The sequence below is a fragment of the Pseudomonas sp. PB103 genome (genome assembly GCF_009764635.1).
Taxonomy (GTDB): domain Bacteria; phylum Pseudomonadota; class Gammaproteobacteria; order Pseudomonadales; family Pseudomonadaceae; genus Aquipseudomonas.
The window spans coordinates 15,220-38,676 of the sequence record NZ_RWIL01000010.1 but is presented as its reverse complement, the minus strand read 5'-3'; the positions used below and the strand labels follow the sequence as shown (position 1 = coordinate 38,676).

Annotated in this window: 26 protein-coding genes and 1 tRNA gene; 10 read left to right on the top strand and 17 right to left on the bottom strand. The window is 58.7% G+C overall.

The features are described 5' to 3' along the window. Nucleotides 1–112: 112 nt before the first annotated feature. The 6 genes from EJA70_RS02070 to queA all read right to left on the bottom strand — a co-directional run bounded on the left by EJA70_RS02070 (nucleotide 113) and on the right by queA (nucleotide 6,216). On the bottom strand, nucleotides 113–661 hold the full coding sequence (locus tag EJA70_RS02070; RefSeq protein ID WP_008084667.1) for a glycine zipper 2TM domain-containing protein: 549 nt from the start codon (nucleotides 659–661) through the stop codon (nucleotides 113–115). Nucleotides 662–782: 121 nt separating this feature from the next. Then, a complete protein-coding gene (gene secF / locus EJA70_RS02065; RefSeq protein WP_008084669.1) occupies nucleotides 783–1,697 on the bottom strand; it encodes a protein translocase subunit SecF in 915 nt (304 codons plus the stop codon). Between the two features lie 9 nt (nucleotides 1,698–1,706). After that, nucleotides 1,707–3,575 (bottom strand): protein translocase subunit SecD, encoded by a 1,869-nt coding sequence (gene secD, locus EJA70_RS02060; RefSeq protein WP_158829282.1) that lies wholly within the window; start codon nucleotides 3,573–3,575, stop codon nucleotides 1,707–1,709. Between the two features lie 64 nt (nucleotides 3,576–3,639). After that, the gene (gene yajC, locus EJA70_RS02055) at nucleotides 3,640–3,978 is read right to left on the bottom strand and encodes a preprotein translocase subunit YajC (RefSeq protein ID WP_003227923.1); all 339 of its coding nucleotides are present in this window, start codon (nucleotides 3,976–3,978) and stop codon (nucleotides 3,640–3,642) included. A gap of 43 nt (nucleotides 3,979–4,021) precedes the next feature. Further along, nucleotides 4,022–5,137 carry a tRNA guanosine(34) transglycosylase Tgt gene (gene tgt, locus EJA70_RS02050; protein WP_162130783.1) on the bottom strand — a complete coding sequence of 372 codons (1,116 nt, stop codon included), beginning with the start codon at nucleotides 5,135–5,137 and terminating at the stop codon, nucleotides 4,022–4,024. A gap of 14 nt (nucleotides 5,138–5,151) precedes the next feature. Then, nucleotides 5,152–6,216, bottom strand: a complete 1,065-nt coding sequence (gene queA, locus EJA70_RS02045) for a tRNA preQ1(34) S-adenosylmethionine ribosyltransferase-isomerase QueA (RefSeq protein WP_158829280.1) — start codon at nucleotides 6,214–6,216, stop codon at nucleotides 5,152–5,154. Nucleotides 6,217–6,324: 108 nt separating this feature from the next. On the opposite strand from queA, the gene EJA70_RS02040 reads away from it, so the two are divergent. Both EJA70_RS02040 and EJA70_RS02035 read left to right on the top strand, forming a co-directional pair. Then, nucleotides 6,325–6,409 (top strand) — tRNA-Leu (locus EJA70_RS02040). A 136-nt stretch (nucleotides 6,410–6,545) separates the two neighbouring features. After that, complete coding sequence (locus tag EJA70_RS02035; RefSeq protein WP_158829278.1) at nucleotides 6,546–6,875, top strand: hypothetical protein; 330 nt, start codon at nucleotides 6,546–6,548, stop codon at nucleotides 6,873–6,875. 19 nt (nucleotides 6,876–6,894) lie between these two features. Here the strand turns inward: EJA70_RS02035 and EJA70_RS02030 are convergent, their stop codons facing one another. Beyond that, complete coding sequence (locus EJA70_RS02030) at nucleotides 6,895–7,263, bottom strand: PH domain-containing protein (RefSeq protein WP_008084761.1); 369 nt, start codon at nucleotides 7,261–7,263, stop codon at nucleotides 6,895–6,897. Nucleotides 7,264–7,436: 173 nt separating this feature from the next. Here EJA70_RS02030 and EJA70_RS02025 point away from each other — a divergent pair, with 173 nt between their 5' ends. Beyond that, entirely contained in the window at nucleotides 7,437–8,237 is an 801-nt protein-coding gene (locus tag EJA70_RS02025) for a hypothetical protein (RefSeq protein WP_158829276.1), read from the top strand. 71 nt (nucleotides 8,238–8,308) lie between these two features. Next, complete coding sequence (locus EJA70_RS02020; RefSeq protein ID WP_158829274.1) at nucleotides 8,309–10,228, top strand: alkaline phosphatase D family protein; 1,920 nt, start codon at nucleotides 8,309–8,311, stop codon at nucleotides 10,226–10,228. A gap of 122 nt (nucleotides 10,229–10,350) precedes the next feature. On the opposite strand, the gene EJA70_RS02015 is transcribed toward EJA70_RS02020, so the two are convergent. After that, nucleotides 10,351–11,523, bottom strand: coding sequence for an aspartate aminotransferase family protein (locus EJA70_RS02015; RefSeq protein WP_158829272.1), 1,173 nt, complete (start codon nucleotides 11,521–11,523; stop codon nucleotides 10,351–10,353). A gap of 101 nt (nucleotides 11,524–11,624) precedes the next feature. Here EJA70_RS02015 and EJA70_RS02010 point away from each other — a divergent pair, with 101 nt between their 5' ends. The 3 genes from EJA70_RS02010 (at nucleotide 11,625) to EJA70_RS02000 (ending at nucleotide 13,565) form a co-directional block, all read left to right on the top strand. Then, entirely contained in the window at nucleotides 11,625–12,530 is a 906-nt protein-coding gene (locus EJA70_RS02010; protein WP_158829270.1) for a LysR family transcriptional regulator, read from the top strand. Nucleotides 12,531–12,583: 53 nt separating this feature from the next. Then, a complete protein-coding gene (locus EJA70_RS02005; RefSeq protein WP_008084778.1) occupies nucleotides 12,584–12,988 on the top strand; it encodes a GNAT family N-acetyltransferase in 405 nt (134 codons plus the stop codon). A 61-nt stretch (nucleotides 12,989–13,049) separates the two neighbouring features. Continuing rightward, complete coding sequence (locus EJA70_RS02000; protein ID WP_158829268.1) at nucleotides 13,050–13,565, top strand: DUF6622 family protein; 516 nt, start codon at nucleotides 13,050–13,052, stop codon at nucleotides 13,563–13,565. A gap of 1 nt (nucleotide 13,566) precedes the next feature. Here EJA70_RS02000 and msrA read toward each other — a convergent pair whose 3' ends face one another. From msrA to msrB, 3 genes are read right to left on the bottom strand one after another with little or no spacing between them, the layout of a single operon-like run. Then, nucleotides 13,567–14,265 carry a peptide-methionine (S)-S-oxide reductase MsrA gene (msrA, locus tag EJA70_RS01995; RefSeq protein ID WP_158829266.1) on the bottom strand — a complete coding sequence of 233 codons (699 nt, stop codon included), beginning with the start codon at nucleotides 14,263–14,265 and terminating at the stop codon, nucleotides 13,567–13,569. A gap of 15 nt (nucleotides 14,266–14,280) precedes the next feature. Then, nucleotides 14,281–16,089 carry a cytochrome c biogenesis protein DipZ gene (locus EJA70_RS01990; RefSeq protein ID WP_158829264.1) on the bottom strand — a complete coding sequence of 603 codons (1,809 nt, stop codon included), beginning with the start codon at nucleotides 16,087–16,089 and terminating at the stop codon, nucleotides 14,281–14,283. A gap of 43 nt (nucleotides 16,090–16,132) precedes the next feature. Then, on the bottom strand, nucleotides 16,133–16,651 hold the full coding sequence (gene msrB / locus EJA70_RS01985) for a peptide-methionine (R)-S-oxide reductase MsrB (protein WP_008084785.1): 519 nt from the start codon (nucleotides 16,649–16,651) through the stop codon (nucleotides 16,133–16,135). A gap of 152 nt (nucleotides 16,652–16,803) precedes the next feature. Here msrB and EJA70_RS01980 point away from each other — a divergent pair, with 152 nt between their 5' ends. The 3 genes from EJA70_RS01980 to EJA70_RS01970 all read left to right on the top strand — a co-directional run bounded on the left by EJA70_RS01980 (nucleotide 16,804) and on the right by EJA70_RS01970 (nucleotide 19,842). Then, nucleotides 16,804–17,514 (top strand): response regulator transcription factor, encoded by a 711-nt coding sequence (locus EJA70_RS01980; protein ID WP_008084787.1) that lies wholly within the window; start codon nucleotides 16,804–16,806, stop codon nucleotides 17,512–17,514. Beyond that, complete coding sequence (locus EJA70_RS01975; RefSeq protein ID WP_158829262.1) at nucleotides 17,511–19,022, top strand: HAMP domain-containing sensor histidine kinase; 1,512 nt, start codon at nucleotides 17,511–17,513, stop codon at nucleotides 19,020–19,022. Before EJA70_RS01980 ends, EJA70_RS01975 begins: the two co-directional genes overlap by 4 nt. Before the next feature lie 118 nt (nucleotides 19,023–19,140). After that, nucleotides 19,141–19,842 carry a hypothetical protein gene (locus EJA70_RS01970; RefSeq protein WP_158829260.1) on the top strand — a complete coding sequence of 234 codons (702 nt, stop codon included), beginning with the start codon at nucleotides 19,141–19,143 and terminating at the stop codon, nucleotides 19,840–19,842. A gap of 287 nt (nucleotides 19,843–20,129) precedes the next feature. Here EJA70_RS01970 and EJA70_RS01965 read toward each other — a convergent pair whose 3' ends face one another. The 6 genes from EJA70_RS01965 to cyoC all read right to left on the bottom strand — a co-directional run bounded on the left by EJA70_RS01965 (nucleotide 20,130) and on the right by cyoC (nucleotide 23,456). Further along, entirely contained in the window at nucleotides 20,130–20,621 is a 492-nt protein-coding gene (locus tag EJA70_RS01965; protein WP_034156086.1) for a RidA family protein, read from the bottom strand. Nucleotides 20,622–20,825: 204 nt separating this feature from the next. Beyond that, entirely contained in the window at nucleotides 20,826–21,140 is a 315-nt protein-coding gene (locus EJA70_RS01960) for a DNA-binding transcriptional regulator (RefSeq protein ID WP_008084794.1), read from the bottom strand. Then, nucleotides 21,137–21,481 (bottom strand): hypothetical protein, encoded by a 345-nt coding sequence (locus tag EJA70_RS01955; protein ID WP_008084795.1) that lies wholly within the window; start codon nucleotides 21,479–21,481, stop codon nucleotides 21,137–21,139. The genes EJA70_RS01960 and EJA70_RS01955 overlap by 4 nt, the downstream gene beginning before the upstream one ends. 115 nt (nucleotides 21,482–21,596) lie before the next feature. Continuing rightward, on the bottom strand, nucleotides 21,597–22,484 hold the full coding sequence (gene cyoE / locus EJA70_RS01950) for a heme o synthase (protein WP_053123579.1): 888 nt from the start codon (nucleotides 22,482–22,484) through the stop codon (nucleotides 21,597–21,599). A gap of 10 nt (nucleotides 22,485–22,494) precedes the next feature. Next, nucleotides 22,495–22,833 carry a cytochrome o ubiquinol oxidase subunit IV gene (cyoD, locus tag EJA70_RS01945; RefSeq protein WP_053123586.1) on the bottom strand — a complete coding sequence of 113 codons (339 nt, stop codon included), beginning with the start codon at nucleotides 22,831–22,833 and terminating at the stop codon, nucleotides 22,495–22,497. Then, on the bottom strand, nucleotides 22,833–23,456 hold the full coding sequence (cyoC, locus tag EJA70_RS01940; protein ID WP_129395410.1) for a cytochrome o ubiquinol oxidase subunit III: 624 nt from the start codon (nucleotides 23,454–23,456) through the stop codon (nucleotides 22,833–22,835). The genes cyoD and cyoC overlap by 1 nt, the downstream gene beginning before the upstream one ends. Nucleotide 23,457: the final 1 nt, after the last annotated feature.

Genomic DNA, 23,457 nt, shown 5'->3' with positions numbered 1-23,457 from the left:
AAAGACAAAGATCAAAAGATCGCAGCCTTCGGCAGCTCCTACATTGGGAATAGGTTTCATGCGGGTACAAAAAAGCACCCCGCAGGGTGCTTCTTGTTAAAACAGTCGGTCTTTATTGACCCGGCTCATTCTGCGACAGGATCAACTTACCTTCCTTGTCGACCGGAATCTGGTTGCCCGGATCACGATCCATGCGCACCTTGCCTTCCTTGCCATCGAGCGAATAACGCACGTCATAACCAACGACCTTGTCGCTGATGTCATTCACGGTGTTACAGCGAGTCTGGGTGGTGGTGTAGGTGTCGCGATTCTGCATGCCTTCCTGCACTTTGTTACCGGCATAACCGCCACCGACTGCACCAGCGACTGTGGCAATTTTCTTGCCGGTACCGCCGCCGACCTGGTTACCCAGCAAACCACCGGCTACCGCACCAATGGCGGTGCCGAGAATCTGGTGCTGATCCTTGACCGGCGCCTGGCGGGTCACAGCTACATCCTTGCACACTTCACGTGGCGTCTTGATCTGTGTTTTAACCGGTTCAACGGCCAACACTTGCGCATACTCAGGGCCGCTTTTAACCAGGCTGTAGGTGGCAACAGCACCCCCGGCAGTCACACCGACAGCACCCAATACCGCACCAACCAGCAACGACTTGTTCACATGAACCTCCTGACCATCACATGCGGGACACGCCCGCGCTTCTCCCAGCCTTGGAGCATAAAAAAAGGCGCGAGTTCAACTCGCGCCTTTCTTGGGCTGACAGCCGGGAAAACGATGACCGTTATGGACGGTCGTCGACTTCTTTCTCGGTGTTGGCCGGAGGAATCAGATCCTCGGTGGTCAGGTTCAGCCAGATCAGCACCACGTTGGCGATGTAGATCGACGAGTAAGTACCCGCCAATACACCGATGAACAGCGCGATCGAGAAGCCGAACAGGTTGTCCCCGCCAAAGAACAGCAGCGCCGCGATCGCCAGCAAGGTCGAAATCGACGTCGCCATGGTCCGCAGCAGGGTCTGCGTTGTCGAGATGTTGATGTTCTCGATCAGCGTTGCCTTGCGCAGCACGCGGAAGTTCTCACGAACCCGGTCGAATACCACGATGGTGTCGTTCAGCGAGTAACCGATGATCGCCAGCACTGCCGCCAGCACCGTCAGATCGAAAGTGATCTGGAAGTACGACAGGATACCTACGGTCACGATCACGTCGTGAATCAGCGAAACGATGGCGCCGACCGCAAACTTCCACTGAAAGCGGAAAGCCAGGTAGATCAGGATGCCGCCGAGCGCCAGCAACATGCCGAGGCCGCCCTGGTCGCGCAGCTCTTCGCCGACCTGCGGGCCAACGAACTCTACGCGCTTGACTGTCGCCGGGTTGTCACCGCCGAGCTTCTGCAGCGCTTGCGCGACCTGGTGACCCAGTTGCGGATCTTCACCCGGCATGCGCACCAGCAAATCGGTGGTTGCACCGAAGCTCTGCACGATGGCCTCGTGGTAACCGGAAGTCACCAGCTCCTCACGCACTTTGGTGACATCGGCCGGACGCTCGTAGGTCAGCTCAATGAGCGTACCGCCGGTGAAGTCCAGACCCCAGTTCATGCCCTTGTGGAAAACACTGAACAAGGCAATGACCGTGAGTAACACTGTGACGCCGAACGCAACGTTGCGAACGCCCATGAAGTTGATTGTACGTAACATGGCAGCCCCTTAAATCCACAACTTCTTGAAGTCACGTCCGCCAAAGATCAGGTTGACCATTGCGCGGGTCACCATGATGGCCGTGAACATCGAGGTAAAGATCCCGAGGGACATGGTCACTGCGAAACCTTTGACCGGGCCGGTGCCCATGGCAAAGAGAATCCCGCCGACCAACAAGGTAGTCAGGTTGGCGTCGAGAATCGCGGTGAATGCCCGGCCGAAGCCTTCGTTGATTGCACGCTGCACGGTCATGCCGGCGGCGATCTCTTCACGGATCCGCGAGAAGATCAGCACGTTGGCGTCGACCGCCATACCCATGGTCAGCACGATACCGGCGATACCTGGCAGGGTCAGTGTTGCACCCAGCAGCGACATCAACGCCAGCAGCAGCACCATGTTCACCGCCAGTGCGACAGTGGCAATGACGCCGAAGAAGCGGTAGATGGCGATGATGAACAGCGACACGAACAACATGCCCCACAGCGACGCATCGATACCTTTGGTGATGTTGTCAGCACCCAGGCTCGGGCCGATTGTGCGCTCTTCAGCGAAGTACATCGGCGCGGCCAGACCACCGGCACGCAGCAGCAGCGCCAGCTCGGACGACTCACCCTGACCGTTCAGGCCAGTGATGCGGAACTGAGCACCCAGCGGCGACTGAATGGTCGCCAGGCTGATGATCTTCTTCTCTTCTTTGAACGTCTGAACGGCGACGTCTTTCTCGACACCGTCGACCACTTGCTTGGTGTAAGTGGTCACCGGACGCTGTTCGATGAAAATCACCGCCATGCTGCGACCGACGTTCGAACGGGTCGCGCGGCTCATCAGCTCGCCACCGTGACCATCCAGACGGATATTCACTTCAGGCGTGCCGTGCTCACCGAAACCGGCCTTGGCGTCGGTCACCTGGTCACCGGTGATGATCAGACCACGTTCGATCTGCGCAGCGGGACGATTGCCTTCACGGAACTCGAAAGTCTCTGAGGTGGCTTTCGAAGCACCCGGCTCAGCAGCCAGACGGAACTCAAGGTTGGCCGTCTTGCCGAGAATACGCTTGGCTTCGGCAGTGTCCTGCACGCCCGGCAGTTCAACCACAATGCGGTTGGCGCCTTGACGCTGAACGATCGGTTCGGCAACACCCAGCTCGTTGACGCGGTTACGTACCGTGGTCAAGTTCTGCTTGATGGAGTATTCACGGATTTCCGCCAGCTTGGCCGGGGTCATCGCCAGACGCAGCACCGGTTGACCGTTGAGGTCGGCCGGAACAATGTCGAAATCGTTGAAGTTCTTGCGGATCAGTGCACGGGCCTGTTCGCGGGAATCTTCATCGCTGAAGCCCAGCTGAATGGCACCGCCCAGTTGCGGCAGGCTGCGATAGCGCAGCTTCTCTTTGCGCAGCAAGCTCTTGACGTCGCCTTCGTAGACTTTCAGGCGTGCATCGAGGGCTTTGTCCATGTCCACTTCCAGCAGGAAGTGCACACCACCGGACAAGTCCAGACCCAGCTTCATCGGGTGCGCGCCCAGATTGCGCAGCCATTGCGGGGTGGTCTGTGCCAGGTTCAACGCGACGACGTAGTCATCACCCAACGCCTTGCGCACAACGTCTTTGGCCGGTAGCTGATCTTCAGCCTTGGTCAGACGGATCAGGCCGCCCTTGCCATTTGCCGCCAGCGTGGCCGCCTTGACGTTGATCCCGGACTCCTTGAGCGCAGTGCTCACACGATCCAGATCAGCCTGATTGACTTGCAGCGCAGTGCTTGCACCGCTGACCTGAATGGCCGGGTCATCAGGGTATAGATTCGGAGCGGAATAAATCAGACCGATCGCCAGCACCGCCAGGATCAGAATGTATTTCCACAGAGGATATTTGTTCAGCATCACGCCGCCCGTTATGACGCGGGGCGCCTTGCGCGCCCCGTCGATTGAGTAGAAGTTGTTGCTCTTAGATCGCTTTCAGCGTGCCTTTTGGCAGCGTGGCGGCGATGGCGCCTTTCTGGAACTTCATTTCCACGGTGTCGGAAACTTCCAGAACCACGAAGTCATCGGCAACTTTGGTGATCTTGCCGGCGATGCCGCCAGTGGTCACAACTTCGTCGCCCTTCGCAAGGCTGCTCAGCAGGTTCTTCTGCTCTTTGGCGCGCTTGGCCTGTGGACGCCAGATCATCAGGTAGAAGATGACCAGGAAGCCGACCAGGAAAATCCACTCGAAGCCGCCGCCCATTGGGCCTGCAGCAGCCGGTGCAGCTGCGTCAGCCATGGCGTTAGAGATAAAAAAGCTCATTTAGCACTCCAGTTGCAAATGTTGAATCTTGGGGTCAGAAAACTCAGTCCAAAGGCGGAACGGGGAGCCCGCGTTTGGCGTAGAAGGCATCGACAAAGGCGGCCAATGTACCCTGTTGAATAGCCTCGCGCAAACCAGCCATCAGCACCTGATAATGGCGCAAGTTATGGATGGTATTGAGCATGCTTCCCAGCATTTCGCCGCACTTGTCCAGGTGATGCAGATAAGCGCGAGAGAAGTTCTGGCAGGTATAGCAATCGCAGGTCGGATCCAGCGGCGATTCATCATGGCGATGGAACGCGTTACGGATCTTCAGCACGCCGGTATCAATGAACAGATGCCCATTGCGGGCATTACGGGTTGGCATCACGCAATCGAACATGTCCACACCGCGGCGCACACCCTCAACCAGATCTTCCGGTTTGCCAACGCCCATAAGGTAACGAGGTTTGTCAGCCGGCATCATGCCCGGCAGATAATCCAATACTTTGATCATCTCGTGCTTCGGCTCGCCCACCGACAGACCACCAATGGCCAGGCCATCGAAGCCGATTTTGTCGAGGCCTTCGAGCGAGCGCATGCGCAGATCCTGGTGCATGCCGCCCTGAACGATACCGAACAGCGCCGCGGTGTTTTCACCGTGGGCATTTTTCGAACGTTGAGCCCAGCGCAGCGACAATTCCATGGAGATCCGCGCGACGTCTTCGTCAGCCGGGTACGGCGTGCATTCGTCGAAGATCATCACGATGTCGGAGCCGAGATCGCGCTGTACCTGCATCGATTCTTCCGGGCCCATGAACACTTTGGCGCCGTCGACCGGAGAAGCGAAGGTCACACCCTCCTCCTTGATCTTGCGCATTGCGCCGAGGCTGAATACCTGGAAGCCACCGGAGTCGGTGAGGATCGGGCCTTTCCACTGCATGAAATCGTGCAGGTCGCCGTGTTCCTTGATCACTTGGGTGCCAGGGCGCAGCCACAGGTGGAAGGTGTTGCCCAGAATGATTTCTGCGCCAGTGGCGACGATGTCGCGTGGCAACATGCCCTTGACCGTGCCGTAGGTGCCCACCGGCATGAACGCCGGGGTCTCGACGGTGCCACGCGGGAAGGTCAGACGACCACGACGGGCCTTGCCATCGGTGGCAAGGAGCTCAAAGGACATGCGACATTCGCGACTCATTCTGTTTCCTCTGGGCCGGTTTCTTTAGGGGCAGTAGGTGCGGGATTACGGGTGATGAACATCGCATCACCGTAGCTGAAAAAGCGGTAACCGTTGTCGACGGCGGCCTTGTAGGCGGCCATGGTCTCGGGATAACCGGCAAATGCCGACACCAGCATCAACAGCGTGGATTCCGGCAAATGAAAGTTGGTCACCAGGGCATCGACCACATGGAACGGCCGGCCCGGGAAGATAAAGATATCGGTGTCGCCACTGAACGGCTTGAGCACGCCATCGCGCGCGGCACTTTCCAGCGAACGCACGCTGGTGGTGCCGACAGCAATCACTCGACCACCGCGCGCACGGCACGCAGCGACTGCGTCGACCACGTCCTGGCCGACTTCCAGCCACTCGGTGTGCATATGGTGATCTTCAAGTTTCTCGACGCGCACAGGCTGGAACGTCCCCGCGCCCACGTGCAGCGTGACGAATGCAGTCTCGACGCCCTTGGCGGCAATCGCCTCCATCAGCGACTGATCGAAATGCAGCCCCGCCGTCGGCGCCGCCACCGCGCCGAGACGCTCGGCGTACACGGTCTGATAACGCTCGCGATCCGAGCCTTCATCCGGGCGGTCTATATAAGGAGGCAACGGCATGTGCCCGACGCGGTCGAGCAAAGGCAACACTTCTTCAGCGAAGGCCAGCTCGAACAACGCATCGTGACGCGCGATCATTTCAGCTTCGCCACCACCGTCGATAAGGATCTTCGAACCCGGCTTCGGCGACTTGCTGGAGCGCACATGGGCCAGCACGCGGTGCGAATCGAGCACGCGTTCGACGAGGATTTCCAGCTTGCCGCCGGACGCTTTCTGCCCGAACAGCCGCGCCGGAATCACCCGGGTATTGTTGAACACCATCAAATCGCCCGGGCGCAAATGCTCAAGCAAATCAGTGAATTGACGGTGTGCAAGGGCGCCGCTCGGCCCATCAAGGGTCAGCAGGCGACTACCGCGACGCTCGGCCAAAGGGTGGCGGGCGATCAGCGAATCAGGGAGCTCGAAAGTAAAGTCAGCAACACGCATGATGGGGTTCGTCTAGCAGGGCCGGAAAGTTTAGCGGAAATATCGAAAATAGACCATGAAACGTGATTGACCAACGGTAATCTCATCTCTATACTTCGCCGCCATTGAGCCCTGATGGCGGAATTGGTAGACGCGGCGGATTCAAAATCCGTTTTCGAAAGGAGTGGGAGTTCGAGTCTCCCTCGGGGCACCAAAATTAAGAAAGGTCTTGCTTAGCAAGGCCTTTTTTTTCGCCTGCAATAAAGCCCTTGCCCCTGCAGGAGCTGCCGCAGGCTGCGATCTTTTGACTTTCAGCTTCTCGACCGACGAAAACCCCAAGGATCAACACCATGGAAACGTCACTGGAAACAGTCGCCCTCTTCTCCCTGAAACTCGCATACGAGGAAGAGGGCCTGAGCCCGATCCTGCGCGATGACATGGTCATGGGTGACTACCAGCGGGACATTTTCGAGTTGTTGGTGCGCCGGGGTGATGTCGAGACCATTCAATTCAAGATGAATGAGTGCCTCGGCCTGGCGCTGGATTCATTGGGCGGTGTCGAGAAACCGTTGGGGCGCGAGTTGCACAAGCTGTCGGCGGACTTCAACCATGCGCAGTCGCTGGAGCAGCTCGATCAGCCGCTCCTCGCGCTCAAGGTTTATCTGAAGGACATTCTTTGATTGAGCGCGCCGCGCGCTCTTACAGCAGATGTTTGGAGATGTACTTGGAAATCTCCACCATCGACGTCTTCCCGGTGAATTCGAACTTCACCTTGCCCAGCGACGAAAAGTAAATCTCCAGCTCCGAGTCCAGATCAAACGTCCCTGACGTTTCCACGGAGTAGGCGACGATGTTCTTGTACGGCAGCGAAGTGAAATCCTTCTTGCTGCCCGTAATGCCCTGGACGTTGACGGCGATGATGCGTTTGTTGGTAAACACCACGCCATCGCGCATGGCCTTATAAGAGTCGATCACCTCTTCCCCTTCCAGCAACAGGGCGCTGACGCGCTCGGCGTATTCGTCGTTCTGCTTGAGTTTGAAGAAACCCTTGTTGTTGAAGTCGATCATCTGTCCATCCTCTGGTTGAAGAAAAATCCTGTCCTTCATCGCTATTGCCCACCGTTTGGCACCGATGAAGAGAGTGGCGCGACGCTACTATTTTGTTATCTTGCCGTCCATCTTCAGCGCGACTGATCAATACGCGCTGCCTCAGGATTTTTGCAGGTTAAGGAAAGGATCGAATGGCGTTTCTGTGTCTACTCGCATTTCTGGCGACATGGGGTTTAATGTGGCGCTGGGTGGTGAAGAACCGCGGCAACTGGAATCTGTTTTTCGGCAACGTTCTCGGCGCGGGGGCGGGTTTTATTGTCGGTGTCGTGGTGTTCTCCATCTCGCTGGCGCTGTTCACGCCGGAGCTTAAAACTGCAAAAAAACAGGTACAAGAGACGGTGACTCAAGAGGTCGCGCCTGTTGCGCCGAAGCCTGAGCCTGTTCCCGCGCCGACCCCTGTTGCTGTCGCGCCACCCGCACCCGCACCCGCACCTGCACCTGCACCTGCACCTGCACCTGCACCTGCACCTGCGCTGGACAACTTTCCGGCCTTTGTTGCCGGCAAACCGCAGAATGAGTCTTCGCCACCCGAATCCGCGCTGCTGCCGAATTACAGCAGTCGCCTGACCAGCACGGTGTTCGAGAAGCCGATTACGGATGCGCTTGGCCAGGACTTCGTCGCCCTGCGCAAAATGCTCGGCAAGGACCCGGAGGCTGATAAGTCCATGATGGCGGCGGTGATGTGCGCGCCCTTCCTGCACGGTGCAATGCGTTTCCCGGCCACGACGGTCGTTGCTCCGCAAATCACCAACAAAAACCAGCGCTTCAAGGATCAGATCTACACCATCAGCAATAACGTCAGCGCCCGCAATATGCTCGGCGACGATGTGAGCTATCGCTACACCTGCACCGTCCAGCCCGTGGCGGGCAGCAGGGCAGAAAATACTGAATGGCGATTGCTCGATCTGAAGCTGAAGAAGGCTGAATCTTAAGCCTCGCTTAAGGGTTGCAGGCGCCGGCTGCGCTATCATCGCCGGCTGTGCGCCTTGAGCCTTGCCCACCGATGTCCCGACTTTTAGCTGATCCTTCCTTGCTGCCACCGGTTTTGGCCGGCCCGCTGCTGCGCCGCCTGGAGCCGACTCGACTGGTCATGTGGCTGGTCGGCACGCGCCCGTTGTCACTGGTCTTGCGTCTGCACGGTGTAGGAGACATTCCTCTCGATGGCGAGAAATGCACGGTGGTTCCTGTAGGCCGTCATGCATTTGTCCATCTCATCGACGTCCCCCTTGAGGGCGCCCTGCCCTTCGACACATGTATCGACTATGACCTGCTGATTGACGGCGCGATGGGCATCGCCGAATGGGCGCCGCATCTGCTGTATAGCGATGCGAAGTGCCCGAACTTCGTCCTGCGTTCGCGCATTGATCAACTGCTGCACGGCTCCTGCCGCAAACCGCATCACCCGGCGGCGGACGGTTTGCTCTGCGTCGATCAACTGTTGGCCGCCGAAACCGAACCGCATGAGCGCCCCGCCCTGCTGATGATGAGTGGCGATCAGGTGTATGCCGATGACGTTGCCGGTCCGATGCTGCGGGCGATTCATGCCTTGATCGAGCGTTTGGGCCTGTTCGACGAACACCTCGAAGGCGCCGTGGTCAGTGACAGCGCCAAGCTTTACGACCACCCGGCCAGCTATTACCACCGTGCGGATTTGTTACCGGCGCTGGAGAGCAACGAGACATTGCGCGAGCGATTTTTCGGCGGCGCCCGTAAGCCGATTTTCACCAGCAGCAGCGCTGACAATCACCTGGTGACGTTCGCCGAAGTCATGGCGATGTACTTGCTGGTATGGGCACCGACCGCATGGACGTTGGTCGAGCCAACGGCGCCGACGCTGACGCCCGAACGGCTCGAGCGCTACGCCCTGGAACAGACGCGGATCGACGGTTTCAAGGCAGGTCTGGGCAACGTCGCCCGGGCATTGGCGCATCTGCCGAGCCTGATGATTTTTGACGATCACGACATCACCGACGACTGGAATCTTTCCGCGCAATGGGAGGAAACGGCCTACGGCCATCCGTTCTCCAAACGCATCATCGGCAACGCCTTGATCGCTTATATGTTGTGTCAGGGCTGGGGCAATAACCCGGATGCCTTCAAGGATCTGCTGGAGAAAACCCTTGGCTTGAGCGCCAGCGGTGATGATCAATACCTCGACAGCCCGGTGCAGGACGAACTGATCGACGACCTGCTGCGCTTTCAACATTGGCATTTCGTACTGCCCACCCGTCCGGCGCTGGTGGTCATCGACACCCGCACCCGCCGCTGGCGCAGCGAAATGGCGCTCAAGCAACCGTCCGGTCTGCTCGACTGGGAGGCCTTGAGCGAACTGCAACAGGAACTGCTCGATCATCCCTCGGCGATCATCGTTTCACCGGCGCCGATCTTCGGTGTGAAACTGATCGAGACGGTGCAGAAAGTCTTCAGTTGGTGCGGTTATCCATTGCTGGTCGATGCGGAAAACTGGATGGCCCATCGCGGCGCGGCACAGGTGATCCTGAATATTTTCCGCCATTCGCGCACACCGGGAAATTACGTGGTGCTGTCCGGCGACGTGCATTATTCCTTCGTCTATGAAGTGCTGATCCGCCACCGCAAGGCCGGTCCGCGCATCTGGCAGATCACCAGCAGTGGCATCAAGAATGAATTCCCGAAAACCCTGCTGGAATGGTTCGACCGCCTCAACCGCTGGCTCTACTCACCGCGTTCACCGCTGAACTGGTTTACCAAACGCAGGCTGATGCGCATCGTGCCGTACACCCCGGAACACGCAGAAGCGGGTGAACGGTTGTGGAATTCGGCGGGGATCGGTCAGGTGTTTTTCAATGAGCAGGGGCAGCCGCGGGAAATCATTCAGCACAATTCGAACGGGGCGGCGAAGACGCGAATGCTGGCGCCGGATCTGGCGGATTATCCGGACTGACGCGCACCTTTCCAATGTAAGAGTGAGCCTGCTCGCGATTGCGGTAGACCATTCAAAATGAATAGCGCCTGATACACCGCTATCGCGAGCAGGCTCACTCCTACAGGGGTTTCAGTTGCGCGTCAGTTCGCAGACAACGCCCGCCCCACACCTCTGACAATCATCTCCACCTCACGCTCATCAATCGTCAGCGGTGGCAGCAGCCGTATCGTCTTGCCTCGCGTGACGTTGATCAGCAGCCCGTGGTCGCGCGCGGCGATCAGCGTCAGATCGCGCACCGGTTGTTTCAACTCGATACCGATCATCAAACCCTGCCCGCGAATCGTCAGCACATTGGGGTTGTCCGCCAACTCTGCGCGCAGGCGGGTCAACAGGCGCTCGCCCTGAACTCGTGCGTTGTCCAGCAGCCCTTGTTCCTCGATGATATCCAGCACTGTGCAAGCGACCCGGCAGGCCAGCGGATTGCCGCCGAATGTGCTGCCATGGCTGCCAGGCGTGAACAGATCTGCCGCCCTGCCCCGCGCCAGGCAAGCACCGATCGGCACGCCGTTGCCCAACCCCTTCGCCAAGGTCATGACGTCGGGAACGATGCCTTCGTGCTGAAACGCAAACCACTGACCCGTGCGGCCGATGCCGGTCTGGATCTCATCAAGCATCAGCAGCCAGGCGTGGCGATCACATAATCCACGAAGCGCTTTCAAATAGCCGGCAGGCGCCAGTTGCACACCGCTTTCGCCTTGAATCGGCTCGACCAGAATCGCCACGATGCGCTCGCCGTGTTGACGCTGCAGTTGCTCCAGCGCAGCGAGATCACCGAACGGGACCTTGATGAAATCTCCCGGTAATTCATTGAAGCCCAGCCGCACCGCCGGGCCATCGCTGGCGGACAATGTGCCGAGGGTACGGCCATGGAAAGCGTTGGCCATGACCACCACCAGCGGCTGTTCGATGCCTTTGCGCCACCCGTACAACCGCGCCAGTTTAAGCGCGGTCTCGTTGGCCTCGGCACCGGAGTTATTGAAGAACGCTCGCTGCATCCCCGACAACGCGGTCAGCCGCTTTGCCAGCTGTTGCTGCCAGTCGATGCTGTACAGATTGGAGGTGTGCAGCAGCAATCCCGCCTGCTCGCTGATAGCCGCAACGATACGCGGGTGCGAGTGGCCAACATTGGTCACCGCTACCCCGGCAACCGCATCCAGATACTCGCGACCGGCCTGATCCCACAGGCGAGTACCCAGGCCTCTGGTGAAACTCAGGGCCAGCGGTTGGTAGGTGTTCATCAGGGCGGCGGTCATGACTTCAAACTCCAGGAAGGTCGGTGTGATGTCAGTATGGTTAGCCACCAGAACTGGATAAACTCGCTACAACTTCATTCATTTAAAAGCAGGGCTTGATAATGGACCTGTTCCAGTCGATGAGCGTGTACGTCAAAGTCGTCGAAGCCGGGAGCATGACGGCGGCGGCGCTGCAGTGCGACATGTCGACGACGATGGTCGGCAATCATCTACGGGCGCTGGAGCACCGGCTCGGAGTGCAACTGCTGCAACGCACCACCCGACGGCAGCGCCTGACTGAATTCGGCAGCGTCTACTACCAGCGTTGCCTGGATGTCCTGGGGCTGGTGGCCGACTCCGAACGCCTGGCCGAACAAGCACTCGATGAACCCCGCGGCCTGCTGCGCATCACCGCGCCGCTGACCTTTGGTGTTGAACGCCTGGCGCCGGCGTTGAGCGATTTTTCCCTGCAATATCCGCAGGTGAAGATGGATGTGGTACTGACCAACAGCCGTCCGGACCTGCTGGAAAGCGGCCTCGACGTAGCGTTTCGGCTGGGTCATTTCGAGGAGTCGAACCTGATCGCCCGTCCCTTGATCGATTACACCCTGACCGTGTGCGCCTCCCCGGAATACGTGGCCCGCCGTGGTATGCCGAAAACCCCTGAGGACCTGCAACAACACGACTGCCTGTCGTTCGCCTATCCTGCTGGCGACGATTGGCAATCGGTGGAAAAGCGCTGGCGCCTCAGCGGCCCGGACGGAGAAATTCTCGTCGACGTCAGCGGGCCAATGCTGATGAATACGTCAGCCGGGTTGCATCAGGCTGCACGCACCGGCATGGGCATCGTGATGTTGCCCGATGCACTGGTGGAACAGGATTTGCGCGAGGGCAAACTGGTGACCGTGGTTGCCGACTACCAACCTCCCAGCCGTCCCCTGCATTTGCTGTACGCCCCGGATCGCTATCGCCTGCCGAAGCTGCGCCGCTTCGTCGAATTCGCGATGCAGACCTGGGGCAGATCCTGACATCAAGGGATAGGCCAGTCTCGAACAACTGCTGACAAGGAGTCGAACCATTGATGAACGACAATCTGAGCGTACGCGACCTGCGCCCTGACGAGGTGGAGTCGGTACGGCTGTTCCTCGGGCAACATGGCTGGGGTCACCGCACCGGCTCCAGCGAACACTTCATGCAACTGATCAACAACTCTCAACGCACGGCGGTTGCCCTGCGCGGCGCCCGGATCGTTGGCTTCGCCCGGGGCATCACCGACGGCTTGTCCAACGGTTACCTGTCGATGGTCGTGGTTGACGACCAGTACCGACACGCAGGCATTGGCCGCAAACTGGTCGAGCATGTCATGGGCGATAACCCCGACATCACTTGGGTATTGCGCGCCGGTCGGGAGGGTGCCGAGGCCTTTTTTGCCCGCTTGGGTTTCGAGACGTCAGTGATTGCCATGGAGCGGCCGCGATTAAAATAAGCGGCGTCCACCCTGGCAACGGATATGATCTGCCTTCTCTTTCCAGCATGGACGCTGTGCGATGCTCGTCACTCTTCAAAATACTCCCTTGTGGGTTTATGCCGTTTTTCTGGTTCTGCTGTATTTCGGCCTCAAGACCCTCAAACCTCAACACGAAAGCCGGCTGTCCCTGCTGTCGACCCCGCTGGTGTTATTGGCGTGGTCGCTGTTGTCGTTGAACCTGACGAATGACCCAGGTCTGACCCTCAGCGGCTGGCTCATTGCTTTGTTACTCGGCGCCCTGTCGGCATGGCTGATTTTCCCCAACAAGGGGATAAATCTTGATGATCCGGAAACCGGGTTGATCGTCCCGGGCACCTGGAAAGCGCTGATTCTGCTCCTGCTTTTTTTCGCAGTGAACTACTACTTCGGCTATCAGGATGACGTGTACCCAGAGCGGGCTGCCGCCCCGGATATGGTGTTGCTCAAAGCCGCAGCATCGGGCTTTATCAGTGGTCTGATCAGCGCTCGCTCACTGAAATATTACCGTTTGCTGCGCACCCTTCAGGCTCATCGCCCGCCATTGGGCGCCCGATGATTCAGGAGCCGCTTTTCACCAGCACCGGTTTTTCCTGATAACGCTGGGCAAACACCTGCTTCAGATTCGCCACCTTCGGCATGTCGTTAATCACGATATAGGGATAGCTCGGGTGCTCGGTCAGGAAATCCTGGTGATCGTCCTCCGCCGGGTAAAAGCCGTTGTAGTTTTCCAGCTGGGTGACGATGGGTTTGTTGAACGCATGCGCCGCATCGAGTTGCGCGATGTAGGCCTGCGCGACCTTCTGCTGATCGGCGTTGACCGGGAACAGCGCAGAGCGATATTGCGTGCCGCTGTCAGGACCCTGCCGATTAAGTTCGGTGGGGTTATGCGCCACCGAAAAGTAGATCTGCAGCAGGCTGCCGTAACTGACCTGCGCCGGATCGAAGGTAACTTGCACCGACTCGGCATGGCCCGTATCGCCCTCGCTGACACGTTCATATTCCGCCGTATTCGCCGCGCCGCCAGCGTAACCGGAGACGGCTTTCTGCACGCCTTTGACGTGCTGAAAAACACCCTGCACACCCCAGAAACAGCCGCCGGCAAATACCGCCGTTTCGCTGTGCGCCTGAGTGACTTCGTCGAGGGTGGGCGGTGGAATGACCACCGCGTCTTCTCCTCCCAGGGAGAACGCTGAAACCTCGCCGATCACGCCTGCCACCGCGACTCCCAACAACATACGACGCCATGTGATTTTCATTGCAATGACTCCTGATTAGCCGAAGGTAAAGGCGTAGGCCGACACGCCCGGGTCAAGAAACTCGATGCTGAAGGTTCGATCCTGCACAGCGTCGGTCTGTCGCACCAACTGATACAGGCGTTGTTCGGTGACGCGGCCCGTGCCGTCAGGGGCAACGTCGACGCCATGGGCATCCGCCGGCACCTGGCCGTCGATCAACACTTTGAAGCGCACCGGTTTGCCCTCCGCGCCCGGCCCCAGGACCAAATGCAGGTCACGGGCATGGAAGCGATAAACGATGCGGCTCGCCGGGGCACTGGCCGTCGCGCGCTCGGCACCGACGTTCCATTGGCCACCAAGGCTCCAGTCATTCAACGCGAGATTCGCCGGTGGGGTGTAAGCCGCAACCTTGTCAGGCACCAGGCTGGTATCCGGTACGAAATGTTCCGCACGCTGGTAGCCGACATAGGTTTCCGGTGATTGCGCTTCGCGCATGTCCGGGGCCAGTTGCACGCCCTTCGCGTCGGCATTGATCAAACCGTCCGCAACGGTTTTCGCACCGGCTTCACGCAACAATTGCTGGATGACGCGCTCCGACTCGGCGTAGTCGCCTTCGCCAAAATGGTGGTAACGAATGCGTCCCTGAGCGTCGGCAAAGTAATGCGCCGGCCAGTACTCGTTGTTGAAGGCTCGCCAGATCCTGTAATCGTTGTCGATCGCTACCGGGTAGTTGATACCGAGTTCTTTCATGGCTTTGGTGACGTTGCCGACGTCACGCTCGAAAGCGAATTCCGGCGCGTGTACACCGATCACCACGAGGCCCTGATCACGGTACTTCTCGGCCCAGGCTTTGACGTACGGCAGGGTGCGCAGGCAGTTGATGCAGGAGTAGGTCCAGAAATCCACCAGCACCACTTTGCCCTTCAACGCCTGGGCATCCAGCGGTGGAGAGTTCAGCCATTGCACAGCACCATCGAGCGGCGGCAACTGCCCTTCGACCGGCAACGCGCCCGGTGCTTTCGCGGCCATTTTCATCGCGCCGCCCGCAGCCATCATGCTGCCGTTGGCCGAGTCATCCGCCGGCGGAATCTGCGCCATCATCGTGCCGTTTGTATTAGCGGATTTGCCCGAAAGCTTGCCGACCAATGTCTGTTCCAGCCCACCGGTAGACGCCGTCGATAACCGAGCGAGAATCCCGGTATCGAGCCCCAGTGCAATGGCCGCTACGCCGGCCAACATCAACGCGCCGAGGCCACGTCGAATCCACTCACCGGTGCCAATCGAGCGCTTCATCAGCGCAAAGACCTTAGCGCCGAGCAGCAACGCCGCCGCCAGCGAAGTGGCGGCACCTGCCGCGTAGGCGAGCAACAACAGCGTGGTGGCGATGCTTGCCCCCTGCAGCGCGGCGCCCGTCAGAATCAGCCCCAGAACCGGCCCCGCGCAAGGTGCCCAGAGCAGCCCCGTGGCGACCCCGATCAGAAACGAAGCGCCGGGACGCGGGCGATTGTCCTGCCCGGCGGCCTCCGACAGACGACTGCCGGCCGACACCAGTGGCCGGGTCAGGCGCTCGGCCACACGCGGCAGCAGCAAGGTCAGCCCGAACAACGCAACGAACAGCAACGCGAGCCAGCGCCCGTACTGATTGACTTGCACCACCCAACCGCCGCCCACCGCCGCCAACGAGGCGACGAGCGCAAAGGTCAGCGCCATCCCCGCCAGCAGCGGCAAGCCACTCTTGATAAACGGCTGCCCGGTGCGAGCGAAGACAAAAGGCAGAACCGGCAGGATGCACGGGCTGACGATCGTCAGCACACCACCGAGATAAGCGAGAACCAAGAGCCACATAAATTCGTCCTGTGTGAAGTGAAGATCGCGAGCGGGTCATGACTCAAGCCGCCACGGCTTTGAAGGTCATCGCCAGGCCATTCATGCAGTAACGCAGGCCGGTAGGCTTGGGCCCGTCATCGAAAACATGGCCCAGATGGCCGCCGCAGCGGCGACAGTGAACCTCGTCGCGGGACATGCCGAACGAGCGGTCCTGACGCGTGGCCACTGCATGTTCCAGCGGCGCCCAGAAACTCGGCCAGCCAGTACGGCTGTCGAATTTGGTCGCCGAGGAAAACAGCGCCAGAGCACAGCCGGCACAGGCAAAAGTGCCGGTGCGATGTTCGTTGTTGAGCGCGCTGGTGTAGGCCCGTTCGGTGCCTTCCTCGCGCAGGATCTGATACTGCTCGTCGCTGAGGATCGAGTGCCATTGACTGTCGCTGTGAGTCACTTCGAACGCCTCGTCGGCCCGCGCCTCACTGACCAGCGCCGTGCTGGTCGACAATTTTGGCAATACACCCGCGACCAAGGCTGCAACCCCTAGCCCGCCGCCCGCTAACAGAATCTGTCGCCTTGAAAACATGGTCGTCTCCCGAAATTCCAGATGCCCTTTCTGGAACACAGCCTAGGCTTGGTTTGATCGCCAAATCCTCACGGGAAGTTAACGAATTCGTGATAACTCGCCCCGAGGAAAACCCGCACAATGCGCCTTATCGCGCCGAAGGATTGAGCTTCATGGAACAGACCAAACGCGTTCTCGTGGTCGAGGACGACCTGCACATCGCCGACCTCATTTGCCTGCATCTTCGCGATGAACAATTTGAGGTAACCCACAGCGCCGACGGCGACGAGGGCATGCGCCTGCTACAACAAGGTCACTGGGATGCACTGATCCTCGACCTGATGCTGCCGGGGGTCGACGGTCTGGAAATATGCCGCCGCGCCCGCGCGATGGCCCGCTACACACCGATCATCATCACCAGCGCTCGCTCCAGTGAATTGCACCGCATTCTTGGCCTGGAGCTGGGCGCCGACGATTACCTCGCCAAGCCGTTTTCGATGCTCGAACTGGTGGCGCGGGTCAAAGCCTTGCTGCGCCGCGTCGACGCGATGGCGCGCAATCTGAAGATGGACGCCGGTAGCCTCAGCCTGGATGGGCTGACCATCGACCCGATCACCCGCGATGTCAGTCTCGAGGGGCAGCGCCTCGATCTCACGCCACGGGAGTTTGACCTGCTGTATTTCTTCGCCCGGCAACCGGGCAAAGTGTTTTCGCGCATGGACCTGCTCAACGCTGTCTGGGGTTACAGCCACGAGGGCTACGAACACACGGTCAACACCCACATCAATCGCCTGCGGGCGAAGATCGAAAAAGACCCGGCCCAGCCCTCTCGCATCCTCACCGTGTGGGGCCGCGGTTATAAATTCGGTACCGAGCAGCCATGAAACTGACCCTGACGCAGCGCCTGTCCGTGGTATTCGCCGTGTTGCTGCTGGTGTGCTGCGGCACGTCGGCATGGTTGCAGGTGCGCTCCAGCAAGATGCATGAACTGGAAGTGGTGCAGGGGCTGTCGCGGGATCTGGCGCAACACATCGCCCACGACACGGTGCTGATGGACAGCAACGGCCTGATGCCCGGTGCCGTGCGCGCGTTGTTCAGCCAACTGATGCTGGTCAACCCGAGTGTCGAGGTGTATCTGCTCGACACCGAGGGACGGATCGTCGGCAATGCCGCACCGGAGGGCCGGATTCGCCGGCAGCAGGTTGATCTGGCGCCGATCCGCCAACTACTCAACGATCAGCCGCTGCCGATCCTCGGCGACGATCCGCGCAGCGCTGATGGTCGCAAGGTGTTCAGCGCCGCGCCGTTACGGGTCAACGGTAAACCTGCCGGTTATCTGTACGTGGTGTTGCTCAGCGAAGAACATGACCGTTTCGCCGAGCGCGGGGCGACCAGCGCTGCGCTCAACACTGCGCTGCTGTCGATCGGGCTGGTGGCGTTGCTGTGCCTGATTGCCGGTCTCACGGCGTTCAATCTGATTACCCGGCCGCTGCGGCGACTGACCGAAACGGTCAGCCGTTTTGATATCGACGGTGCGCCGCAGCCCGTACCGGCACCTGTGGATAAATCAGCTGACCCGGATGAAATCGCGGTCCTCGACGCGGCTTTCCGGCAGATGCAAAACCGCCTCGGCGAGCAATGGCGTTCATTGACGCGCCAGGATCAGGAACGCCGCGAACTGGTGGCGAACATTTCCCACGACCTGCGTACGCCATTGGCCTCGCTGCACGGTTATCTGGAAACGTTGTCATTGAAGGACGCCACGCTGTCCCCGGAAGAGCGCCGTCGTTATCTGGGCATTGCCCTTGATCAAAGCCGCAAAGTCGGTGGTCTGGCGCAATCGCTGCTGGAACTGGTGCGTCTGGAGCACGGTTTTGTGCAACCGGTGCTGGAGCGGTTTTCCCTGATCGATCTGGTGCAGGACATCTTTCAGAAATTCGAACTCACCGCCGAAGCGCGGCAGGTGGAATTGAAGGCGCATTTCGTGCCGAACCTGCCAACGGTCTGCGCCGACCTCGGGTTGATCGAACGGGTGCTGACCAATCTGATGGACAACGCTTTGCGCCATACGCCTCAGGGCGGTGAAATCGAACTGGACCTGAAACCCCACGGTGCGCTGGTCGACGTCACGGTCAGCGACACCGGCCCGGGGATTGCGCCTGAACTGCGCGAAGGCCTGTTCCTGCGGCCGTTCAATATCGGCGGCGCACGGCGTGATGGTGGATTGGGCCTGCGCATCGTGCACCGTATCCTGCAATTGCACGGGCGCGAGATTCAGTTGCTGGACATCGGCGGGCGCGGTGCAACATTTCAGTTTTCGCTGCCAACAGACCCGCAAACCGCCGAACAATGGATGGTGCGCTCAATGAACCTGAACACGCCGGGCAAATAGTTGGGACCGCCGGCCCGTTGCTCCGTGACAACGCCGCCGCGCTCCCCTAAATTAGTCGGCCTGAAAAAGCCCTCGGGCTTGCTCATCTCCACTCAAGTTAAAAAGTAGTGAAATTTCAATGTCCGATTTCAACACCGCTGAATCCGTAGTTACCGAATCGTCCAAAGCGGAATACGAAAACTCCATCAATCTTTCACAACACCTGCCACAAGCCAAAATCATCAGCGAGATGGTCCTGGACGCGTTCCAGTCGACCCGCGAAAGCGACCAGATCCGCGAACTGCGCACCGCAATCCGTCACGCTCACGACAGCTTCGACGACGACAAGGCCTACGAACTGATGGGCCAACTCAAGTCGCTGAAAGACGCCGAAGCCGCCGACCTCGCCGCGCTTGAAGACCTGAGCAGCAAGTTCTCGATCGGCCGCATCCTGTCCAGCTTCAAGGACGATCCGGCCTTCCAGGAAATCGTCTACGGCCTCGCGCTGAAAGTGCTGAACCAGACCCACCAGGCGATCAGCAACCCGAGCGGCGGCAAGAGCAAGGCTGCGAAGAAGAAAGAAGTCGAAATCTTCACCATCAGCAAAGACGGCATCAGCGTAACCCTGCCATTGCGCACACCGCGTTCGCGTTTGAGCGTTGACCGTGAAGCGCTGGAATTCCTCGGTTTCACCTTCGTCGGTGAAGGCGAAGAGGCGGAACTGGAAAGCGAAGTCTTCGTTGATAACGACGGCACCGAGCAAGCGGTGAACCGCAAGAACATCATCACTGCGCTGCAGAAGCAGACGGCGTTTGATGGCTACAGCATCGCTGCACAGTAACTTTCAGCGCTGACGAAAAAGCCCCGCACTGGGATTCAGTGCGGGGCTTTTTGGTTTTCGGCTTGGGTTTAGTGGGATGGCCTACACCGAGGCCCCTCACCCCAGCCCTCTCCCGAGGGAGAGGGAGCCGATTGGGGGATATTGTAGAAGTACGCCGAAATGAACGTGCTGTGCCGAATCCACAATCGCCTCGATCTGTCAGGTCGGCGTATATTTTGAGAACCCCTCGGTCAGTCCCCTCTCCCCCCGGGAGAGGGTTAGGGTGAGGGCAATTCGCGAGATCAGACTCAAGCCGATGGATGCAACGCCACAATCATGTCCACTTCAATCGCCGCATTCTTCGGCAACTGATACACCCCCACCGTCGTCCGCGTATGCCGCCCGGCATCACCCAGCACATGGCTGAACACATCCGAAGCACCATTGGCCACTTCACTCAGATCCACAAAATCAGGCGTCGATTTCACATACACCGTCACGCGCAACAACGCCTTGATCTTGTCCAGCGAACCCACCGCATCAACAATCAGCGCCAGGCAACGCATCGCACTGATACTCGCAGCGGCTTGCGCATCCTTGAGCGTCAACTCCAGCCCTACCCGACCAGGATACTGAATCTTGCCGTGGGTGCGCGGCACCATGCCGCTGATGTACAGCTCATCATGATGACGGATCAGCGGCGCGTAATTGCCGCCAGCGGTGTTCTCACCATAGATGTCGTAATTCAGCTCTTGCGCCAGGGCAATAAAACGCTCGTCGCAGGTCATCCTCTCAGTCATTTCGGCCTGCCTCTCAGTCAATAATTGGATAACCGCAGTTAAAAACAGTAAAGCACCAGTTAAGTGGCATGGCGCTATCACTGATAGATTTGAGCGAGTCTATGTGGTTTGCCATGGCACCGCAGATTGCCCCGCGAGAGCCATAAAACAAAGGCCCTACGCTTCACTCGAAAGGTAGGGCCTTAAAACTGTAACGCTTTTTAATCACACAGCACTCAAGCGTTCAACCATGTCAGGGAATTTCTCAACCAAACGGATCAACAACGCTGCTTGAGCATTAGGCTTCGACTTTTCCTGCTCCCAGTTTCTCAGAGTGCTGGGGCTTGTCCTGATTCGCTTGGCAAAGACTGCCTGAGACATATGTAACCTTTCGCGCAGGGCCACAATTTCCTGAGCACCGACCTCGGGGACAGGTTTGTCCTCGAACGTCGTATTACGTAACGTAATTTTTCCTTCGCGTTGAGCTGCCATCTCATCAACGCCCTGCATCAATTCTGCAAACAGGTCGCGTTTTTTCATGGGGTGCCTCTTGTTTTCAACTCTTTATCAATGGCTTTCTTGAGCGCCTTCTCTTGCTCGGCTGTCAGATTCTCAAGCTCATCTTTGTCGTAAATGGCAAACATCCAGAACTGACTATCATTCATAAGCCAATAGTAGAGAACCCGCAAGCCGCCTCGTCGCCCTTTACCACGGCGAACATCAGCCCAACGCAGTTTCCGAAAACCACCTGTTCGCGGCATCACGTCACCCGACAGCGGATTACTCAGCAAATAGCTCTGCAGCTCTCGATACTCGTCGTCCGTCAGGTAATGACCAACGCTTGCGGTAAATATTGTGGTTTCAAAGAAGACTGTTCGCATGGGCAAACTATAGGCAACTCGCCTACAGATAGACTATCAACAAATTCCACATCAGATAAACAAAAAACCCCGCACATCTCTCAATGTGCGGGGTTTTTCTTCAAGCCTTTCAGCCTTACGGCGCGTACGTCAGCAGCAGCTCTGCCGGCACCTTGAAGTCCAGGGACATCATGACGCTCAATGCAGTGATGGTGAAGATCGAGAACACGAACAGCTTGCGTGCCCAGACTGTGTCATCCACTGCTTTGTAGCCGGTCCAGGCCATGTACAACCAGTACATGCCCATGGCCGCGGCGACGGCGAGGTAGCTCATGCCGGCGTAGCCGCTGAAGGTCAGCATCAAGGTCGCCACGAGGAACGCCAGGATGTAGAGCAGAATGTGCTTCTTCGCCACTTGAATCCCGCGCTTCACTGGCAACACCGGAATCGATGCGGCCAGGTAATCGTTGAAGCGGAAGATCGCGATGGCGTAGGAATGCGGCATCTGCCACAGGCTGAACATCACCAGCAACGTCAGCGCGGCCATGTCGAAGCTGTTGGTTACGGCAACGTAACCGATCACTGGCGGCATGGCGCCGGACAGACTGCCCACCAGCGTGCCGTGAACCGACTTGCGCTTGAGGTACAGGCTGTAGAAGCCGACGTAGATAACGAAACCGATTACGGCGAACAGGGCAGCCAACGGGTTGGCCACCTTGTACAACAAGGCAACGCCGAGAACACCAAGGATGGTCGCGTAAACCAGTGCCAGTTTCAGGGAGATCAAGCCCTGTACCAGCACCCGGTTCTTGGTGCGTTCCATCTTCAGGTCGATGTCGCGGTCGATGCAGTTGTTGAACACGCAACCGGAGGCGACAACCAGGGATGTACCGATCATGGCGGCGAGAAACACCGCCAGATCAACATGCCCTTTCGAGGCCAGGAAGAACCCGCCTGCCACAGAAAGCACGTTACCGAAAATGATCCCCGGTTTGGTGATTTGGATAAAGTGCTTGAGCGACATCGGGTCTACCTCACTTCGCCATCATGTACGTGTGGATGCTGAACATGATCCACAGCGACAGACCAACCAGCAGCACGATCACAATCGCGGCGAACACGAAGGCAATCACGTTGTTACGTTGCGCAGCCGAACGGTCCAGGTGCAGGAAGTACACCAGGTGGACAACCACCTGGATCACGGCGAATGCCAGAACGATCATCAGCGTGATCGACTTCGGCAACGACGGGTACATCACCAGTGCAAACGGGATCGCAGTCAGGATCACCGACAGGATGAAGCCGATTGCGTAGGACTTGACGCTGCCGTGGCCGGCGTCGTCGTGGCTGTCATGGGAGTGTGCGTTAGCCATTACAGGGTCCCCATCAGGTAAACAACGGTGAATACGCAGATCCACACCACGTCCAGGAAGTGCCAGAACAGGCTCAGGCAGCTCAGACGGGTCTTGTTGGTCGCCGTCAGGCCGTGCTTGTTGACCTGGTACATCATGATGCCCATCCAGATCAGACCCGCCGATACGTGCAGACCGTGGGTACCGACCAGGGTGAAGAACGCGGACAGGAAGCCCGAACGGCTAGGACCGAAGCCCTCGGAGATCAGCAGGTGGAACTCGTTGATCTCCATGGCGATGAAGCCTGCGCCCAGCAGGAAGGTCATGAACAACCAGCCCAGAACCTGCTGCTTTTTGCCTTTGTACAACGCCAGCATGGCGAAGCCGTAGGTGATCGAACTGAACAACAGCAGAGCGGTTTCGCCCAGCACGTATGGCAGTTCGAAGATGTCGTGGCCCGCAGGGCCACCGGCGACGTTGTTTACCAGTACCGCGTATACCGCGAAGATCGACGCAAACAGAATGCAGTCGGTCATCAGGTAGAGCCAGAAACCGTATACGGTCATCTCGCCCGAATCGTGGTGATGGTCATCGTGCCCATGTTCACCATGGGCGTGTCCAGCATTGGTCACTAAATTCGACATG

Bases quoted from the DNA above. Each gene is read 5' to 3' on its own strand.
- EJA70_RS02000 (WP_158829268.1), top strand. From the start codon at position 13,050: ATGCTCGTCACTCTTCAAAATACTCCCTTGTGGGTTTATGCCGTTTTT.
- EJA70_RS02015 (WP_158829272.1), bottom strand. From the start codon at position 11,523: ATGACCGCCGCCCTGATGAACACCTACCAACCGCTGGCCCTGAGTTTC.
- EJA70_RS02020 (WP_158829274.1), top strand. From the start codon at position 8,309: ATGTCCCGACTTTTAGCTGATCCTTCCTTGCTGCCACCGGTTTTGGCC.
- msrA (WP_158829266.1), bottom strand. From the start codon at position 14,265: ATGAAAATCACATGGCGTCGTATGTTGTTGGGAGTCGCGGTGGCAGGC.
- queA (WP_158829280.1), bottom strand. From the start codon at position 6,216: ATGCGTGTTGCTGACTTTACTTTCGAGCTCCCTGATTCGCTGATCGCC.
- EJA70_RS02005 (WP_008084778.1), top strand. From the start codon at position 12,584: ATGAACGACAATCTGAGCGTACGCGACCTGCGCCCTGACGAGGTGGAG.
- EJA70_RS01970 (WP_158829260.1), top strand. From the start codon at position 19,141: ATGTCCGATTTCAACACCGCTGAATCCGTAGTTACCGAATCGTCCAAA.
- cyoE (WP_053123579.1), bottom strand. From the start codon at position 22,484: ATGTCGCTCAAGCACTTTATCCAAATCACCAAACCGGGGATCATTTTC.
- cyoD (WP_053123586.1), bottom strand. From the start codon at position 22,833: ATGGCTAACGCACACTCCCATGACAGCCACGACGACGCCGGCCACGGC.
- EJA70_RS02010 (WP_158829270.1), top strand. From the start codon at position 11,625: ATGGACCTGTTCCAGTCGATGAGCGTGTACGTCAAAGTCGTCGAAGCC.
- EJA70_RS01975 (WP_158829262.1), top strand. From the start codon at position 17,511: ATGAAACTGACCCTGACGCAGCGCCTGTCCGTGGTATTCGCCGTGTTG.
- EJA70_RS02025 (WP_158829276.1), top strand. From the start codon at position 7,437: ATGGCGTTTCTGTGTCTACTCGCATTTCTGGCGACATGGGGTTTAATG.
- tgt (WP_162130783.1), bottom strand. From the start codon at position 5,137: ATGTCCTTTGAGCTCCTTGCCACCGATGGCAAGGCCCGTCGTGGTCGT.
- cyoC (WP_129395410.1), bottom strand. From the start codon at position 23,456: ATGTCGAATTTAGTGACCAATGCTGGACACGCCCATGGTGAACATGGG.
- EJA70_RS01960 (WP_008084794.1), bottom strand. From the start codon at position 21,140: ATGAAAAAACGCGACCTGTTTGCAGAATTGATGCAGGGCGTTGATGAG.
- EJA70_RS01980 (WP_008084787.1), top strand. From the start codon at position 16,804: ATGGAACAGACCAAACGCGTTCTCGTGGTCGAGGACGACCTGCACATC.
- EJA70_RS01990 (WP_158829264.1), bottom strand. From the start codon at position 16,089: ATGTGGCTCTTGGTTCTCGCTTATCTCGGTGGTGTGCTGACGATCGTC.
- EJA70_RS01965 (WP_034156086.1), bottom strand. From the start codon at position 20,621: ATGACTGAGAGGATGACCTGCGACGAGCGTTTTATTGCCCTGGCGCAA.
- EJA70_RS02030 (WP_008084761.1), bottom strand. From the start codon at position 7,263: ATGATCGACTTCAACAACAAGGGTTTCTTCAAACTCAAGCAGAACGAC.
- EJA70_RS02035 (WP_158829278.1), top strand. From the start codon at position 6,546: ATGGAAACGTCACTGGAAACAGTCGCCCTCTTCTCCCTGAAACTCGCA.
- yajC (WP_003227923.1), bottom strand. From the start codon at position 3,978: ATGAGCTTTTTTATCTCTAACGCCATGGCTGACGCAGCTGCACCGGCT.
- secF (WP_008084669.1), bottom strand. From the start codon at position 1,697: ATGTTACGTACAATCAACTTCATGGGCGTTCGCAACGTTGCGTTCGGC.
- EJA70_RS01955 (WP_008084795.1), bottom strand. From the start codon at position 21,481: ATGCGAACAGTCTTCTTTGAAACCACAATATTTACCGCAAGCGTTGGT.
- secD (WP_158829282.1), bottom strand. From the start codon at position 3,575: ATGCTGAACAAATATCCTCTGTGGAAATACATTCTGATCCTGGCGGTG.
- msrB (WP_008084785.1), bottom strand. From the start codon at position 16,651: ATGTTTTCAAGGCGACAGATTCTGTTAGCGGGCGGCGGGCTAGGGGTT.